General features: G+C 34.9%; 14 protein-coding genes. 4 read left to right on the top strand and 10 right to left on the bottom strand.

Translation table 11 applies throughout. The features are described from left to right. Nucleotides 1-101 precede the first annotated feature (101 nt). On the bottom strand, nt 102-2,336 hold the full coding sequence (locus AB7942_RS03150; protein ID WP_369445741.1) for an MMPL family transporter: 2,235 nt from the start codon (nt 2,334-2,336) through the stop codon (nt 102-104). A gap of 53 nt (nt 2,337-2,389) precedes the next feature. After that, entirely contained in the window at nt 2,390-3,022 is a 633-nt protein-coding gene (locus AB7942_RS03145; RefSeq protein ID WP_369445740.1) for a TetR/AcrR family transcriptional regulator, read from the bottom strand. Nucleotides 3,023-3,215: 193 nt separating this feature from the next. On the opposite strand from AB7942_RS03145, the gene AB7942_RS03140 reads away from it, so the two are divergent. Then, a complete protein-coding gene (locus AB7942_RS03140; RefSeq protein ID WP_483310832.1) occupies nt 3,216-3,995 on the top strand; it encodes a 5'-nucleotidase, lipoprotein e(P4) family in 780 nt (259 codons plus the stop codon). A 77-nt stretch (nt 3,996-4,072) separates the two neighbouring features. On the opposite strand, the gene AB7942_RS03135 is transcribed toward AB7942_RS03140, so the two are convergent. The 3 genes from AB7942_RS03135 to AB7942_RS03125 all read right to left on the bottom strand — a co-directional run bounded on the left by AB7942_RS03135 (nt 4,073) and on the right by AB7942_RS03125 (nt 6,633). Continuing rightward, nucleotides 4,073-4,438 carry a cytochrome-c oxidase gene (locus AB7942_RS03135; protein ID WP_088085957.1) on the bottom strand — a complete coding sequence of 122 codons (366 nt, stop codon included), beginning with the start codon at nt 4,436-4,438 and terminating at the stop codon, nt 4,073-4,075. A 153-nt stretch (nt 4,439-4,591) separates the two neighbouring features. Beyond that, complete coding sequence (locus AB7942_RS03130) at nt 4,592-5,848, bottom strand: DUF445 domain-containing protein (protein WP_369445738.1); 1,257 nt, start codon at nt 5,846-5,848, stop codon at nt 4,592-4,594. 131 nt (nt 5,849-5,979) lie between these two features. Continuing rightward, complete coding sequence (locus tag AB7942_RS03125; protein ID WP_369445737.1) at nt 5,980-6,633, bottom strand: DUF3939 domain-containing protein; 654 nt, start codon at nt 6,631-6,633, stop codon at nt 5,980-5,982. 504 nt (nt 6,634-7,137) lie between these two features. On the opposite strand from AB7942_RS03125, the gene AB7942_RS03120 reads away from it, so the two are divergent. Continuing rightward, on the top strand, nt 7,138-7,668 hold the full coding sequence (locus AB7942_RS03120; RefSeq protein WP_369445736.1) for a YgdI/YgdR family lipoprotein: 531 nt from the start codon (nt 7,138-7,140) through the stop codon (nt 7,666-7,668). 77 nt (nt 7,669-7,745) lie between these two features. On the opposite strand, the gene AB7942_RS03115 is transcribed toward AB7942_RS03120, so the two are convergent. Then, the gene (locus AB7942_RS03115) at nt 7,746-8,057 is read right to left on the bottom strand and encodes a HesB/YadR/YfhF family protein (RefSeq protein ID WP_369445735.1); all 312 of its coding nucleotides are present in this window, start codon (nt 8,055-8,057) and stop codon (nt 7,746-7,748) included. Between the two features lie 286 nt (nt 8,058-8,343). Between AB7942_RS03115 and AB7942_RS03110 the strand changes: the two genes are divergently transcribed. Together AB7942_RS03110 and AB7942_RS03105 are read left to right on the top strand one after the other, a co-directional pair. Continuing rightward, nucleotides 8,344-8,601: a CGCGG family putative rSAM-modified RiPP protein gene (locus AB7942_RS03110; RefSeq protein WP_369445734.1), complete on the top strand. Its 258-nt coding sequence runs from the start codon at nt 8,344-8,346 to the stop codon at nt 8,599-8,601. A gap of 103 nt (nt 8,602-8,704) precedes the next feature. Next, nucleotides 8,705-9,001, top strand: a complete 297-nt coding sequence (locus AB7942_RS03105) for a hypothetical protein (RefSeq protein ID WP_369445733.1) — start codon at nt 8,705-8,707, stop codon at nt 8,999-9,001. Between the two features lie 100 nt (nt 9,002-9,101). On the opposite strand, the gene AB7942_RS03100 is transcribed toward AB7942_RS03105, so the two are convergent. The 4 genes from AB7942_RS03100 to AB7942_RS03085 all read right to left on the bottom strand — a co-directional run bounded on the left by AB7942_RS03100 (nt 9,102) and on the right by AB7942_RS03085 (nt 14,047). Continuing rightward, on the bottom strand, nt 9,102-10,454 hold the full coding sequence (locus tag AB7942_RS03100; RefSeq protein ID WP_335713588.1) for a hemolysin family protein: 1,353 nt from the start codon (nt 10,452-10,454) through the stop codon (nt 9,102-9,104). Nucleotides 10,455-10,746: 292 nt separating this feature from the next. Beyond that, nucleotides 10,747-12,075 (bottom strand): hemolysin family protein, encoded by a 1,329-nt coding sequence (locus AB7942_RS03095; protein ID WP_369445732.1) that lies wholly within the window; start codon nt 12,073-12,075, stop codon nt 10,747-10,749. Between the two features lie 143 nt (nt 12,076-12,218). After that, nucleotides 12,219-12,773 carry a GNAT family N-acetyltransferase gene (locus AB7942_RS03090; protein ID WP_088085966.1) on the bottom strand — a complete coding sequence of 185 codons (555 nt, stop codon included), beginning with the start codon at nt 12,771-12,773 and terminating at the stop codon, nt 12,219-12,221. 122 nt (nt 12,774-12,895) lie between these two features. Then, nucleotides 12,896-14,047, bottom strand: a complete 1,152-nt coding sequence (locus tag AB7942_RS03085; RefSeq protein WP_335719602.1) for a histidine kinase N-terminal domain-containing protein — start codon at nt 14,045-14,047, stop codon at nt 12,896-12,898. Between the last annotated feature and the right edge of the window lie 265 nt (nt 14,048-14,312).

Genomic DNA, 14,312 nt, shown 5'->3' with positions numbered 1-14,312 from the left:
GAGTCCGGTTCAATACCGAATCCATACCAGCCAATTAGCTGTTTAATATAAAACTCTAACTTTTGGGGGTCACATCACAACCCACTGCTTTTTTGTTGGAATTATTCATGTGCAGTATTACGTTCTACCGCTTCAATGTGCTGTTTTGAAGGCCAAAATGCCCATTTGCCGAGCAGGACTGTAATCGATGGTACAAGTAATGGCCGTACGATGAAGGTGTCCAATAAAACACCGATAGCAGTGATCGTACCAAAATGAACAAGTACTTGAATAGGCAAGGTTGTTAATATGGCAAAGGTTCCTGCTAGAATTATTCCAGCTGAAGTAATAACAGATCCGGATTCAGCGACTCCTTCTTTAATGGCTTGAAGCAGTGGTAACTGCTTGCTTTTTTTCCATATGCTCGAAATCATAAAGATATTATAATCTTCCCCTAATGCAACAATAAACACAAAGGCATAAAGCGGAATAAAACCTTGGATTGCTTCAACACCGAATATATAGTGAAGAAGAACCCAGCCAAGTCCAAGTGCACTAAAGAAAGATAAAAGAACAGTTCCAATTAAATAGGCTGTTGCAGTGATTGAACGTAGATATGCAAGCAGCAAAACAGCAATGATACTAATGACAATCGGAATGATGATGCGGCTATCCTGATTGGTTGTCTGTTCGGTATCGTATTGTTCAGCTGTTAGACCCCCAATCCAAACTTTATCAGAAGCATGCGTAATTCCAGCCCTTTTTAAGCTCCTTTCAACCTTATTCCGAAGGTCTGGTATGTGACTCATTGCTTTATTTGAATAAGGATTGACATTCATTTCTACATTATAGCTTATTATATTTGAATTTTTTGAGCCTTTTATTCCCTCAGAAACAAGTTCAACAAAGGATACTTTCTGTAAATCCTCTTTTACAGTGTTGGCTTTTCCATCTGTTTGGACAATTACTTGGACTGGGGCCAGGTCACCAGGATTAAAGTGTTCACGAATTATTTTGAAGCCTTCTCTTGATGGCATATCCTTTGGAAAAGTAGACAAAGTATCATAGGTATAGATTATTTTGGCTGAAAAAAAGGCAAAAACACCTAAAAATAATAATGTGATTACCATCAAGTGGAGTGGTTTTTTCACGATTAGATTCCCTAGTCGTGCAGCAAATCCCACTTTACTTTTTTGGGGTGCTACTGTTTTCCCTTTCTTTAGCGCGCGTTCCTCGTGCATTTCTCTTGTCCGTGGCAGGAACGGATAAAACGAGACTCTTCCAATAATGCTTAATAGTGCAGGAATTAGTGTCAGACTTGCCGCCATCATAATTAGAATGGAAAGGCTAAATGGGATGGCAAATCGGTGAATCGCACCATATTTAGATAGTAAAAGTACCAACAACGAGAAGACTACAGTAAGTCCACTCATCGCTATCGCACCAGAGGCCCCTTTTAGTGAAAGCTTCATGGCTGTTAGCTTATCTTGTTCTACGAGTAAATGATTTCTATACTGTGAGATTAGGAATAGGCAATAATCGGTTCCTGCACCAAAAAGAAGTACGGTCATTATCGAAAGGGCTTGTGAGTCAAGCTCTACCCAGCCAGCCTTGGCAATTCCTCCAAGAATCGGATTAATGACACCATAGGCAATCCCTACCCCTAGCAATGGTATCAAAGCTAAAATAGGAGAGCGATAGATTAGCAGTAATAGGACGAGAACTATTACTACCGTTCCAAACAGTAGGGAAAGGTCTCCCTGACTGAATAACGCTGTTGCATCAGTAGATATACCTGCAGGTCCAGTGATTCGTAATAGTAATTGATTGATATCATCTAAATTCACTTTATTTGGATTTATGGGAAAAATAGAAACTGCTTTCTCTTTAAACGCTAATAAACCATCTGCAATAATCCCCTTGTCTGTATCCTTTTTAAAGGTAACAGGCAAAATTAACGTTGTGCCATCCTGTGAGAGCTGTTGCTTAAGAACAGGGAGAGGGAATTGATAAAAGGGCACGACGGAATCCTGTGAGTTTACTGGATTTTTATCTAATTCCTTGGAATATTTTTGAATGAGTGAAAGGTCTTCATCAGTAATTCCAGCTGATTTATACCAAGTTAATAGGGCAGGAGTCCCTGAAGTAGCCGGGAATTCCATCTCAGCGACTTTTTTTGCTTGCTGAGATGGAGAATGTGATTCTAAATTTTGTGCCATTTCATTCTTTTGGGAATCTGCTTGTGGGAGAGTAACATTCAATACTGCTACAAGTAACAGCCATGTTACAAGAACTATCCATCTGCCTTTTTTCCCGCTTACAGCATTGCCATACTTTTTAAACCATTTTTTCTCCATGTCTTTCACTCCAATCTATTTCCTTATCAATTGATAAGTTGCCGGCAAAAAAATTATGCCCTAATTCCATTAATAAAAATTTCAACCATTAACTTGGCTTTTTCCTCAGCCATTGTAAGCCGCTGTTTTTTGGATAGTTTTGCAGTAGTTTCAGGCTGGAGAATCGATTTAATTATATTTAATATTAAATAGGCTAACTCGGTTGAATTTGTATTAAGCAATGCTGGATTTTTAATTTCCTCCTCTAAGATTCCATCATTAATCATTTTTACGACAGGCATTAAAAAACCTTCCATCCACCATTGATGAATGAGTTGTTGGTCATCAGGGCCTAACTCATGAGAAATGTCATGAAACATTTGTGCCATATCGATTTCAAAATGAATCATCATATAGATTGCAATTTGAGTAAACCTTTCTTGAAATGAGGTGAATTCGGCTAAGATAGCTTTTAGGTCTGCTTCTGTATGGAGAAGAGTTTGCCGCATGACAGCAACATAAAGCGTTTGTTTATTTTTAAAATGATGATAAATAGCCGGCTGTGTAACTCCACAAATTTGTGCAATTTGCCTGGTAGATACTGCCCGATAACCTAACTCCATGAATAAGCGCTGAGCAGTATTAATAATCGTTTGGTATGTTTCCTTGTGATCCATAGCTCCTATTTGTTTATTGTTCTTACCCATAAAATGAATTCCTTTCATGTAAATTTACTTATCGGTTGATAAGTAAAATATATCCGATAAGTGGAATGAAGTAAAGTGACAATTAAAGAACAAAACCGGATAGATGGATGGGGATTTTTGCGATTCCACATACTAACATTGTCAATTAAAGGAGGTAATGGTTTTGTTGGTGAGGAGAATAACTGTCCTGATAATGGCCATTGTTTTAACACTTTCATTTTATAAAGTTGTTGCAAATGCAGAATCAACGGCAAACTTGTCTGAACAAAATACGATGTCGGTACTTTGGTTTCAAAGCGCCGGGGAAGCAAAAGGGTTATATTATCAAGGCTATAACATTGGAAGGATGAGATTGGACGAAATCATGAAAAAAGAAAGGGGGAAAAATAACTTAAAGCCAGCAATTGTCCTTGATATCGATGAAACCATTTTAAATAACAGCCCACACCAAGCTAGGTATGTAATTGCCGGAAGAAAAATTCCTTTTAATTGGAATGAATGGTTCAATCGAACTAAAGCAAAACCACTTCCGGGGGCAATAGAGTTTTTGCATTATGCAAATTCTTTAGGTGTAGAGATTTATTACATTTCCAACCGTTATGAATCACAAAAAACTGCAGCTATTAAAAATTTACAGAGTGTAGGTGCACCCCAAGCTGATTCAGACCATGTATTATTACTGCAGCCTGGTGAAATTGGGAAAGAAACGCGCCGCAGGCAAGTAGGGAGAACACATGAAATACTTCTATTATTTGGCGATAACCTTGGAGATTTTAGTGGTTTTGATGTGTTATCCGTTTCAGAAAGAAATCAAGCAGTGGACAGATATCGAGAGGAATTCGGTAAAAAGCTGATTCTGTTTCCAAACCCAATGTATGGTGATTGGGAAGGCGCCATTTATAATTATGATGACAAGAAATCTGGTGAAGAAAAAGCCAAACTAAGAAAGAAATTCTTGCAAACGTACCGTTAGAATAAAAAAGACGCCAGAGAAGGCGTCTTTTGTCTTGACGAAATAAAATAAATAAGATCCTAGACAACAAGAGCAACTCAATTCCTTACATTTTTAAGGATATTGATTGCAAAGACAATGATACCTAATACCATCAAGGTCCCACCTGTAGCTACTGCAGGCGCGGCACTTTCCGTTCCGGTTACTAAAAAAGCGAGTCCAATCATCATAATGGGAAGAGAAATATTATGAAGCCAAAAGTGAACCTTTGCGAGTGTTGTTTCCGCAGCACCTGGAAAACCAACATAGATGAGACCAGCGACAGCCATAGTCAGCCAACCTAATAAATTAATATGGGCGTGGACCGGTGTGAAGTCGAAACTTTCCGTCATTGACATATACATACCCATGCAAACTCCAATGACAAAATACACAACAGAAATTTTAATCAACCTAATTGCCATTTTCCCGCCTCCTCTTTTTAACCTAAAAGATATGACTACAGTACTAATTATGTTGACATATTCTGAAAAATAACTTTGATTTCAAGAGGACAAAGCAAGAATTTCATGGACGAAAAAAAGCCACCAATAAATGGTAGCTTTTTTTGCAAAGCATTAAAAAAGTGCTTTAATACCTACTAAAACAATCCCTATTAAAAATCCACATACTGCACCATTGACACGGATCCATTGAAGGTCTTTTCCAACGTTAGTTTCAACCATATCGATAAGTGTTTTATCATCTAGTTTTTCTAAATTTTCTTTAACAAGCATTCCTATTTTTGAATGATTTTTATCAACAAAACTAAAAATATGATTTTTAATCCAAGTCTCAATAACGTTCACTTTTTCGGGATTTAATTCGATACCTTCTAAACCCTTTTTAATTAAAGGGAGGAGATAATCATCATAAAAGGCAGGTTTTTCGACAAAGTCATAAGCTTTTTGCTGGATCTGACTTAATAAATCAGTAATTTTTTCTTGCAACTCCCATTTATCTACTAGTTGGGATTTAAAGTTATTAAGTTCTTCATAAATCTTTTCATCACTTTTTATAGATTGCAGCTTTTTATTTATATGAATCATTAAGGTCTGTCTATTTTGATTTAAGGGGTCACTATAGCTGGCTACACCTTTTAGAATAAGACTTTGGATAATGTTTCCTAGCTTTTCTTCATTAACAAGGTTGCTAAACGACTTTAAGGCAAATTGCATAAAACCATCTGCCTTAATATTTTCCACCGCATCTACGGCCAACCCACCAAGTTTGTATTTTGTACTTTCTTTCCTGGCCCATTCATCAATTTCTTTTAGAATATAATCTAGTACTTTTTCATCATATTTTCTAATACTAATCTGGTCGATAAGCAAGGGGAGATAATTCTTGCTATCCAAATCGTTTATTCGTAATTTAAGTTCTTTTTCTAGAAGCGGAGCAAATTTTTTTATATCAAATATTTTAATCAAATGTTTAGAAATCATTAGGAAAGACTTTTGAACGGCTTGTGATGGTAATTCATTATAGATGATCTCAAATAGTTTTTTAGTAAAATTGATGGTGTCTATTTTTTTTCGAATACTCTCCTTTGTTAGCCAATCATTTTCTAACATTGAAATTATTCCAGCAATAATTCTGTTACGATTTTTGGGAAGGAGAGCAGTATGTGGAATAGGAATTCCTAGTGGATGACGGAATAATGCGGTTACCGCAAACCAGTCAGCCAGTCCTCCTACCAGACCGGCTTCAAATCCCCCTTGTAGGATGCTACCCCAGATTGAATTCTGTATCGGAATAGTGGCTAAAAAGCCGATTCCCATCACAGCAAGAAAAATTGTCGCTAAATGCCGTGTTTTATTCTTACGATTTAACATTATGAAACCCCTCGTTTTTTGAGTATATTATTGTCTAATGCTATTATCTCAATTTTACAGAAAAAAAAGCAAAAAAAATTACTTATTATTGACTTATTTGTTAAAGCACCGAATAGAAATGAAGACACCTCTCAACTGTGAGAGGTGTTTTCCATTTTCTTCTTCTGAGGTTTTATATGTGTAATCAGTCCATCAAGATCGGTAATATAAAATTGTATTTTAGGTTCTTCTTTAAGATAATGCTCTTGCTTTAACTGAAAATAATTAACCTTGTGTTGAGGGTCAAATTTTAACATTGGAAATTCTTTATGCTCTTTAACATATAAATCAACGGCTTTTTGAACTATATCCATTTCCAGTGGAATTTGTTTTTCACTTTCCTCAAATAAATCATAGGTTTCTTTAGACATATAGAACTTTCTGGATGGAATCCCACCAAGAAGCGGAGCAAGTTGCTTAAAGTCGATCCTATTATCTTCCTGAACAAGAATCGTCCGGTAAACACCTTTCGGAAGATTGTCAGAAAACGCTCTTATAGCCTTACGAACTCCCTCGACCGTAACATCAACGATAGGGTAATCGTTGTCATTCACCAAATTATATTGTTCAGTTTTTTTTATCTGATCTTCGATGTTTTGTTTTCTTTTATCTAGTATATTAACTAGCTTTTTAAGACAAGCTTTTTTAAAATGAAAACTAGAACGGTAAACATTACAGCCTGATAAATCATTGTTCCAAATGAAATTGGCAAACCAAATAAAGTAATGTCCCCCAAAACCATTCAACTCCTTCAATACTATTATGTTAACCTGTGAGCAATATAAACCATCGTAAGTGTTACAAAGATATATGCTTGAATCACACCAATAAAAGTGTGTTTACGCTTGGATTTCTGGTGGTTAAGAAGGCAATGAGGAAGACAATGATTGCAGCAAAAGTACTAGTTAAAATAATTGATAAATCAAACGTTAAATTAAACCAAACTACTTGCGGTCTAGAGTGCTCGATAATGTTCAACCCCTTTCTTTTATAATAGGGAAAGAGAGAAAGCACGACCTTAGGTATAGGAAATATGTCATATTTATTATATACAAAAACTTTCATTATTGTAATACAGTTCGCGATTTATTCCTAATTTTCAGAATAATAAGGTAGACATAATTGGAAATATATGTAAGTTGTTTGATTGAACTTTAAAATTAAATTTTGTGACCCTTTTACTTTTCTCGTCTAAATTTATGTTGTAAAATATACAAGGTTTATTAAATAGAGAATTAGGGGGAATAGAAATGAAAAAGTTTTTTGTATTATTATTTGCACTAGCTATGGCAATTGGTCTAACTGCATGTTCCAGCAATAATGAATCAAAAACAGATAAGAAGGAAAATAAGGAAGAAGCAGCACCAAAAGTGGATGTAAAAAAGGAATTAGTCAAATTTTATATGGATCTTGGAAATAAAATTAACGCAAAAGATACTGATTTAAATGTTTATGTCGCAAAGGCAACTAAAGAAGATGCCAAGCCTGAGGAATTACCAACTGCTGAAGACCGGGCTAAAGCGAGTGAAGCAGCAGCGGCTGTTGCAACAGAATTAAATAATTATCAAGTGCCTGAGGAATTAAAGGATAAAAAAGCAGACCTTGACTCAGCTATTAAAGATTATGCCGCTTCCTACCAAACAAAAGCTGATGAATTGAAAAAAGATGTTCCTAATCTTGATGCAGCATCAGCAAGCTTAACACAAGCTGAAGAAAAACTTGGGAAAGTATTCGAAAGTGAAAAATTACTGCCGCCAAGCCTAGATAAGCAAGTAAACTAATGAAACTAAAAAACAAGCCAGATGTACGATGCTGGCTTGTTTTTTTATACTTTAATTAGTTAGTAATTATCTTGATTTTAAGATACGGCTGAGCTTGCAAGTTCATTATATTGGACCAATAGTTCCTCTGAGTCATTATCAATCGTTAAGCAAGTTTCGGTATCTCCAAAAAACCAAACATCATTGACTTCAACAAAGAAGGTAATTCCATTTACATCAATTGTATAACCAACATTAGCAGGTGTTTCTGCTGAAAAAGCAAGGCTAAATCCTTTATGCTTCATTCCAAAACCGGCATATTGAGGAAACATCCGAATGCTAAATGGTTTATGAAATTCGAATTCTCTTGTGAACCATGAGGCAGCTCTTTCATCGATAGAAATAAACATCTAAATGCACCAACCTTTTCCTATTAGGTAATGATTCATAAGGAAATAAATGGATGTAAAAAAAGAACCTAGATAAAAATTGATTTCCATTTCCCTATATTGAAAGAGTATAACTTTTATTTAGTTTTGCATGTGATAATATTCACGGACTTTCTTCAGATATCATAATTTTTTAAAATGTTCAATTTTTTTTCTTAAAATGTTCACTTGTATGCGAAGAGTCACAACTTATTTTTTATAAAAGGTTTAAATATAACTAATAAATATATCTTTTAAGGAGGATTATATGGATAAAGATTGGACGAAGGATTTAGAGCATGATGAATATGAATTTAATATTGATCTGATCATTAAAGATGCATTGCAGGCAGTAGAAGAAACGAAAAAGGGGCACTATGTAAATCTAGTGACAGCTGAAACATTTGGTAATCCTGTTGATTATATACAGCCTCTACTTGAGGAGTTGTATTCTGATCAAGTAAAGATTAAATTCATTGATCAGTGTGGATGTGGTGGATATGTATTAAGAGTTTGGAAAAGTTAATTTTTTATGTCCATTTAATCTACCGTACAAGTGTTGCTGATATTGTAACATATATATAGTGAAAATAATGTTACGATTAAGGCAAGAAAAAGGGGGTTTTACAATGGTGAAGGAGTTCGATAAGTTAACAGAGAATGTTACTGACATTAAAAGCTTAATTCAAATATTCAATGAAACACTAGATAATATTGAAAAACGACTATCAAGGCTTGAAAAGATGGATAGCATTGAACACCGTGTAGAAGTAAACCAAATTGACCTTTCCGATATTAAAGAATCACTTCAGCGGATTGAAGAATCAAACAATAGCGATATACAGCATATTAATCGACGTCTTGATTCACATTTAGTTAAAATCGCAAAAGTTGAAGAGGATATGATAATTATTAAAACAAAATAATTTTTTTTTCATAAGATAAAAAGATCAGATACAAACAATCTGATCTTTTTTTTCTCCACAAAAAAACCAGAACGGAAAACGATCTGGTTTACGAAGTTTATTAAGATAACACTTCTGAATTGGATATTGATACTTGTGGGCTAACTGCCTCACCATTATTGGCATTTTTCGTGACCTCAATATATTTAATATGGTGCTCTTCCATATCGAGAATTTTAAAGGAATAGGTATCATGAAGTAGGATGTCTCCTTCTTTTGCTTCGTAATTTTCGGTTAGAATCCAACCGCCAATCGTATCGACATCTTCATCGTCAATCTCTACTCCCAATAAATCATTGACCTCACTAACTAATACTTTAGAATCGATAATATAATGGTTTTCCTTAATTTTGCGAATCTCTGGAATTTCATCCATATCGAATTCGTCACGAATTTCCCCAACAATTTCTTCTAAGATATCCTCAACAGTAACCAGCCCGGAAGTACCGCCATATTCGTCCATTAAAATCGCCATATGAACACGGTCTTTTTGCATTTTTACTAATAAGTCATGGATAGGAATCGTTTCTATTACTCTAATTATTGGTCGTGTATAGTTTTCTAGAGTCCGTTCAGCTAGTTTTTCATTACCAATTAAATCAGTCATAACTTCTTTTATATTGATTAGCCCAATTATATGATCCTTATCACCATCAATGATGGGATACCGTGTGAATTTTTCTTCACGTAAAACCTGAAGAAAAGTCTCTAATGTATCATCCTTAGATAAGGAAACGATTTCCGTTCTAGGGACCATAACTTCTTTGGCAATACGGTTATCAAATTCAAAAATTTTATTTACATACTTAAACTCTGATTGGTTAATTTCACCACTTTTGTAGCTTTCAGATAGAATAATTCGAAGCTCTTCCTCTGTATGGGCGATTTCGTTTTCAGAAACAGGCTTAAGCCCAAAAAAACGTGTTGTAATTCGTGCAGAGCCATTAAGCACCCAAATTACAGGAAACATCACCTTATAAAAAAGGATGAGCGGACGTGACATCATCAGAGTAATCCATTCTGCTTTCTGGATCGCCAATGTTTTAGGTGCAAGTTCACCAATTACTACATGTAAAAATGTAATCGCTGCAAATGCAAAGCCCACAGATAATATTTGGTTAAAACTTTCGGGAATATGCAGGCCTTTAAAAATAGGGTGCAGGATCTTTTCAAATGTCGATTCACCAAGCCAACCTAATCCAAGGGCAGTAATGGTAATTCCTAACTGACAGGCAGAAAGGTATTCATCTAGGTTCGAAATCACTCGTTTAGCAGTCACAGCACTCGAATTTCCTTCTTCGATTAACTGATCAATTCTTGAGCTTCTTACTCTGATAATAGCAAATTCTGAAGCTACAAAAAAAGCAGTTAAAGCAATTAAAATGGCTATAATAACCAAGTTAAATATGTCCAAATAAGTTCCCTTATCCCGTTTTTAGACAGGTAAGGAGTCACCTCCCAGTTTAATAAAAAAAATTAACTCGTATCACAATATACTCATATCTAGTTTTCTGCTAATCTCGTCTAATGGTCATTATACCACCTCGACAATTTTGTAAATTAACAATAATTATAAAGAATTTGAACCGTACAGTCAAACGTTCTGGTTAGTATATTGGTTGATAACTATATTTTATGGGAAAACATAGTGAATATGAACAGTAAAGACGAAATATTACAAAAATTATATAAAATAATACTGGCTCCTATTCAGGAGCCACTTCTACTTTTTTTTGTTCTGTTTTTGCTTTATAAACTTCAATATATAAGATATGGTGACCTTCTATCTCATTAATTTGGAATACAAATCCGTCGTTTTCGATGGAATCACCTTTATGTACATCAAACTTTTGTGTTAAAAACCAACCCCCAATCGTGTCTACATCTTGCTCATCAAGTGCTGTGCCCAGTAGATCGTTTACTTCGCTTATCAGTACTTTTCCATCCAAAATAAAATGACCATCTGCTATTTTCTGAACAAGTGGGAGTTCATCCAAGTCAAATTCATCCCGTATTTCACCAACAATTTCTTCAAGAATATCTTCGACAGTGACAATTCCTGCTGTCCCTCCATATTCATCAGATAAAACGGCCATGTGTGATCGGTTTTTTTGCAATTTGACTAGTAGTTCCTGAATGGGAATTGTTTCAATGACATGAATGACTGGCTTAAGATAAGGGATAAGCGGTCTTTCGCCCGTACATTTTTGCTGAATACAATCGGTTAAGACCTCTTTAATATTAACAACACCTAAAATATTATCTTTGTCACCATCAATAAGGGGATATCTAGTGTATTTTTCTTCCTTGACTATTTCAATAATTTCTTCCATTGAGGCATCCCTGGATAGAGTTACAAGCTCAGTTCTCGGAACCATAATTTCTTTCGCAATCCGGTTATCAAATTCAAAAATTCGGTTCATATAACGGTATTCAGATTGATTTATTTCCCCACTCTCATAGCTTTGAGAAAGGATTAACCGCAGTTCTTCTTCCGAAAGGACGATATCATGATCAGATGCCGGTTGTATCCCGAACAGTCCAGTAACAAATCTGGCGGAACGATTAAGAATCCAAATAAAGGGATACATCAGCTTATAAAATAGGATTAACGGCCGAGCAAAAAACAAGAGGATTTCTTCTGCTTTTTGAATCGCTATCGTTTTTGGTGATAATTCTCCAATTACAACATGGAAATAGGTTATAGCAATAAAAGCAATGATAAACGAGATAATGTGTTTTAAAGATAAAGGTAATTGAATCCATTCAAAAACGGGATCTAGCAGCTTTCGAATAGTGGGCTCACCCAGCCATCCTAATATTAGGGAGATGATTGTAATTCCAACCTGAGTAGCCGATAAATATCCATCCAAATTAGAAATGACTTTCTTTGCTGCTTCTGCTTTTGGGTTTCCTTCTAACAGTAATTGATCAATTCTTGTTGTTCTAACCTTTACCATCGCAAATTCAGAAGCGACAAAAAGTGCGGTAAAGGCTATTAGGATAACAATAATAATTACATTCATCCAAATCATCTATCACCTTACAAAAGGTAAGGTTTGCCACCTCACTTACGTTTTACTGTATACATTATTTCAAAAAAAAATTCTATTAGCAAATCGGCCTATAAAAAATGCTGCCAATGGACAGCATGCAACGATTTGTAATTAGACATTTTTTAATAGGCAATTCTTTTATTCCAGTCGCGGGCAAGCATACTATAAACAAAAAGATCATGAAATTGTCCATACAATTGTTCGCCGTCTCTAATGATCCCTTCCTTTACAAAACCGAATCTCTCAGGAATCGCACGGCTTTTTTTGTTTTTTATACCACAGCGAATTTCAACACGGTTTAAGCCTAATGTGAAAAAGGCATAGTTTATAAGGGATTGAACGGAACGAGTCATGATCCCATGACCTTCTGCATTTTTGGAAAGATAATAGCCGATACTTGTCATACGGTTATGCCAATCAATTTGATGTAATCCAATTGAGCCCACTAGTTCACCTTTATAGAGTATCCCTACGTTTAATCCGCTATTTTCTGAGAACTGGGACAGCCATACGGGAATAATCGACTCAAATTGATAAAGGGAGTTCATGCTATCCACCCAGGGCATCCATTCACGTAAATGTTCACGATTCTCCTCAACCATCTTATACAGCATTAAGGCGTGATGCTGCTGAAACAACTGAAGCTCAATTTCATTATCAACCTTTAATGTAAACATTGGCCTAATCTCCTGATAAAAATTTTTAGTTCATCATATGCAACAGGAGTCTATAACGGAAGATATATTGAAGAGAAATAAAAAAATCCCTGCTTTAATGAAAGTGGGATTGGATAATAGGACTATGAATGACCATGTTCATTGCCACTATTGATGGCTGTGACTGGTAAGCTAATCGAAAATGTAGTTTTATCAGGGGTGGAATCACAATCTAAATTCCCTTTATGTTTTTCAATAATTTCTTTACATACAAACAAACCAAGACCTGTACCCAGTTTTTTGGTCGTGAAAAATGGTTCGAAAATGGATTTTCTAAGTTCAGCTGGGATCACGGGTCCATTATTGGAAATATTGATTTTGATGGACTGATTTTCGAGACTGCTATTGATCTCAATTGTTGGAGTGGGATTCTCATCATGATTTAATACATCAATTGCATTAAATATGATATTAATTAATACCTGCCTAATTTCATCCGCATACCCATTAAGAGTAATATCTTCACTTAATTCTTTTCTTATTTTTACTTTTCCATCGAGAATGCTTGGATATAGAAAGTTTAATACTTCATCAATTAATTTATTTAAATTGAAGTCATCCTTTTCTTTTCCAATTAACTCCTTTTTTGATAAAAGTAAGAATTGCGAAATACGAAAATTAAGTTGATCCAATTCACTTGAAATGATATCTAAATATTTCATATCCGGATAATCAGCTTTCAGCAATTGAATAAATCCTTGAACAGATGTTAGTGGGTTCCTAAACTCATGAATAAAGCTTGATGTCATCTGGCCGAGTAGTGTTAATCGATCCTGATGGGTAGAATCGATGTGCATTGTTTTTTCTTCGATGATTTTGTTTTTTGCTTCAGAGTAATGTGAAACAGCATAGTATAAAAATTTATCAAAGCAAAAATTTATCCTGTTTAACGCTTCTTGCATATCTGACCATGGGATCCCAGTGTTACCTAAATAGCTGTATAAAACTGTTCTCCCAAGATTTACATTATAAACAAAATCTCCAAGGTTAATATCAGCCAATACTCTTTCCTCCGAAACTTCTATGGCTAGCTTTTCGATAATGTTTAAAAGCTCTTGCTTAGTCATTTTATGCATATTAAGCAAAGCTTCGAGTAAGGCGGCTCCGTTTTCATGAATCTTCAATTTAAAAGGGTCTGCTTTATTGGTAACAATAGCATTTTCCCATTCTTGAATCAATTTCTGTTTATTTTGATTAAAATAGTCAATTAAATCCGTTTGGCTTTCCGTGAACATGCCGTTTTCCCCCTATGCTATTGACAAAACTGCTTACAGTGTAAATTCGATGATTAAAGCAAAAATCCTTCTTTATTTTATCATAAAAAGTGTTACTTCCCATTTTAATCAAAATACTAGAATCATATGGGAAAATAAGAATAAAATCTAGCATCACTCAGTTTATATTTTCCTTGTAAAAGCCACAAAAGATTTCGAACTTTTGACAAATTTATTATGCTTATTACCTACGAATAAGTGTTAAAATGGCGATATAGAAAGATAA

It is taken from the genome of Neobacillus sp. BF23-41 (assembly GCF_041106275.1).
Note: the sequence above shows the minus strand (reverse complement) of the source record. Positions and strands in the feature narration are given on the sequence as shown.

Excerpts from the sequence above, each read along its gene's own strand:
- AB7942_RS03135 (WP_088085957.1), bottom strand. The coding sequence starts at position 4,438 with ATGGCAATTAGGTTGATTAAAATTTCTGTTGTGTATTTTGTCATTGGA.
- AB7942_RS03105 (WP_369445733.1), top strand. The coding sequence starts at position 8,705 with ATGGTGAAGGAGTTCGATAAGTTAACAGAGAATGTTACTGACATTAAA.
- AB7942_RS03090 (WP_088085966.1), bottom strand. The coding sequence starts at position 12,773 with ATGTTTACATTAAAGGTTGATAATGAAATTGAGCTTCAGTTGTTTCAG.
- AB7942_RS03085 (WP_335719602.1), bottom strand. The coding sequence starts at position 14,047 with ATGTTCACGGAAAGCCAAACGGATTTAATTGACTATTTTAATCAAAAT.
- AB7942_RS03145 (WP_369445740.1), bottom strand. The coding sequence starts at position 3,022 with ATGGGTAAGAACAATAAACAAATAGGAGCTATGGATCACAAGGAAACA.
- AB7942_RS03095 (WP_369445732.1), bottom strand. The coding sequence starts at position 12,075 with ATGATTTGGATGAATGTAATTATTATTGTTATCCTAATAGCCTTTACC.
- AB7942_RS03140 (WP_483310832.1), top strand. The coding sequence starts at position 3,216 with ATGGCCATTGTTTTAACACTTTCATTTTATAAAGTTGTTGCAAATGCA.
- AB7942_RS03115 (WP_369445735.1), bottom strand. The coding sequence starts at position 8,057 with ATGTTTATTTCTATCGATGAAAGAGCTGCCTCATGGTTCACAAGAGAA.
- AB7942_RS03120 (WP_369445736.1), top strand. The coding sequence starts at position 7,138 with ATGAAAAAGTTTTTTGTATTATTATTTGCACTAGCTATGGCAATTGGT.
- AB7942_RS03110 (WP_369445734.1), top strand. The coding sequence starts at position 8,344 with ATGGATAAAGATTGGACGAAGGATTTAGAGCATGATGAATATGAATTT.
- AB7942_RS03150 (WP_369445741.1), bottom strand. The coding sequence starts at position 2,336 with ATGGAGAAAAAATGGTTTAAAAAGTATGGCAATGCTGTAAGCGGGAAA.
- AB7942_RS03130 (WP_369445738.1), bottom strand. The coding sequence starts at position 5,848 with ATGTTAAATCGTAAGAATAAAACACGGCATTTAGCGACAATTTTTCTT.